Source organism: Neobacillus drentensis, assembly GCF_036966985.1.
Classification (GTDB): Bacteria; Bacillota; Bacilli; order Bacillales; family Cytobacillaceae; genus Neobacillus; species Neobacillus drentensis_E.
Map to the genome: position 1 here is coordinate 1 of NZ_JBALSN010000140.1, position 1,995 is coordinate 1,995.

Below are 1,995 nucleotides of genomic sequence, written 5' to 3' on the forward strand. Positions count from 1 at the left end.
AATGGAAACCAAGAGGAAATGTTAAAAATCATTAGAGAACGTTAGCTAAGTTTCTTTTTAATAATATTTACTGAGAAAGATACATTTTATATAACTTACAATTTGAATAACATGAATTCCTCTTTCAGTATTACCCCAGAGATAAATATGCTACAAATGTTTCAACATAACTCAACAAAGCAAAATGGATTGTCCAATGGCTAGACAACCCATTTTGCTGTTATTAATTCAATTCAACAGTTTCATTAATATCTGTCGTTTTAGAACTTTGACCTGTCATGCGTTTATAGAGAAAGGCGATTTTCTTCGTAAAATTACCGGTTTCCCAATATTCGGCTGCTTCCGCCTTTACCTTTATCAAAATAACGTTGGGATCATCATAAGAAGTTTGCATAATTTTCTCATTTGCATTGTTCCACAATTCCTTTTTCTTGTTTAAATCCTCTACGATTTCCGCTCTTCCACGGACGGAAACATAGGATTTACCTGCATAAGTCACATTAACATCTTGATCATGTAAAATTTCTTCATATTTATTAGTCGCTTTCTTAGTGAAAAACCATAAGTCACCATCAAACTCTATTTCTTGTGTTTTCATAGGACGAGAAACAAGCCCTTCTTCAGTTACCGTAGTCAGCATGGCCGTGTCTACGTCTTTGATTAACTCTCTTAATGTCTCCATTTCTTCTTGTTTCAGCATATTAGACATTTCCATCACCTCATTAATGATTACAGAGGTATACTACCCTTGATACCAACTTTTATTCAGGTATGGCGGAATAACTAAACCTACTCTATCAAAATGAATTATTGAAAATAAAGTATTAAATGTATAACTATATAATAAGTATAGGAAGTGATAAGGAATTTTCCTTGTTGCTTTTTTTCTTCTTGTTTTTGTTTTATCTCCAACTTTCTTCCTTTTAATATTTAGGGAAAAGACAAGGTGAGTGAATATGTGGAAAAATGGATTAAAATTAATCGGTTTTCTTTTTCGTCAAGAAAAAAATACAAGACTTCAAACAAAAATGATTAAAGTATCTAGTGGAGAAAGGATCACCAAATTAACCGTACAAGTTGCAGATACTCAAGAAAAAAGAGATAAGGGCTTAATGTTTGTTGGAAAATTACCCGAAAACGAGGGGATGCTATTTGTGTTTTCAGAAAAAACAAATGTCGGCTTCTGGATGAAAAACACATTAATTCCTTTATCTATTGCATTTCTTGATACAGATGGAAAAATTCTAAAAATTCTAGATATGGTCCCTTGTATAGAAGATGAATGTCCTATTTATGATCCGGAACTTTCTTATCACTATGCAATTGAAGTAAATCTTGGATGGTTTGAAAAGAATCAAATCAAAGCAGGGGATTTTGTAAAGCTTGATTAAAATCACCTTACCTCGGTAGGAAGTAATTATAGATTGTTTTAGCTTACTGTATAAAGCAGTAGGCTTTTTTATTTACATATTGTTAGAAAAATTAGGGAATATTGTACAAGAAAGGATTGTTTGGTTAGATGGAGGTTTATTTATGGAAGAAGGCAATCATGTACAGCTTACATCAGCAGAGATAACAGCTCTTTGGACATCCTATATTAATGATACTGCCATTGCTTGTCAGTTTAAATACTTTTTAACCAAAGTTGAGGATGAAGAGATTAAACCATTAGTTAAACATGCTTTTGAAATTGCTCAAGGAAATCTTAAAACACTAACTGAGATTTTCAACAAAGAAAAGTACCCAATACCTTATGGATTTAAACTTATTGAGGATGTAAATGTAAATGCTCCTAGGTTGTATTCAGACACATATTTTTTGAATTACCTTCATCAAGCATCACAAATTGCTCTGCAAGGATATAGTATCCATCTATCAGTATCAGTTAGGGCAGATGTTTACAGTCATTTTAGTGAATGTATTTCACAATTAATAAATTTTCTTAGGGATGTAAAAGAGCTTTTATTATCTAAAGGTCTTTATATCAGTTCTCCT

General features: G+C 31.8%; 3 protein-coding genes. 2 read left to right on the plus strand and 1 reads right to left on the minus strand.

Annotated elements, in window-relative coordinates:
* Nucleotides 1–223 precede the first annotated feature (223 nt).
* Nucleotides 224–709, minus strand: a complete 486-nt coding sequence (locus V7659_RS09805) for a pyridoxamine 5'-phosphate oxidase family protein (RefSeq protein ID WP_335539754.1) — start codon at nucleotides 707–709, stop codon at nucleotides 224–226.
* Between the two features lie 247 nt (nucleotides 710–956).
* Between V7659_RS09805 and V7659_RS09810 the strand changes: the two genes are divergently transcribed.
* Nucleotides 957–1,391: a DUF192 domain-containing protein gene (locus V7659_RS09810; protein WP_335539756.1), complete on the plus strand. Its 435-nt coding sequence runs from the start codon at nucleotides 957–959 to the stop codon at nucleotides 1,389–1,391.
* Between the two features lie 142 nt (nucleotides 1,392–1,533).
* The coding region (locus V7659_RS09815; protein ID WP_335539758.1) for a DUF3231 family protein at nucleotides 1,534–1,995 on the plus strand (462 nt) is incomplete at its 3' end.

Bases quoted from the DNA above. Each gene is read 5' to 3' on its own strand.
- V7659_RS09805 (WP_335539754.1), bottom strand. From the start codon at position 709: ATGTCTAATATGCTGAAACAAGAAGAAATGGAGACATTAAGAGAGTTA.
- V7659_RS09810 (WP_335539756.1), top strand. From the start codon at position 957: ATGTGGAAAAATGGATTAAAATTAATCGGTTTTCTTTTTCGTCAAGAA.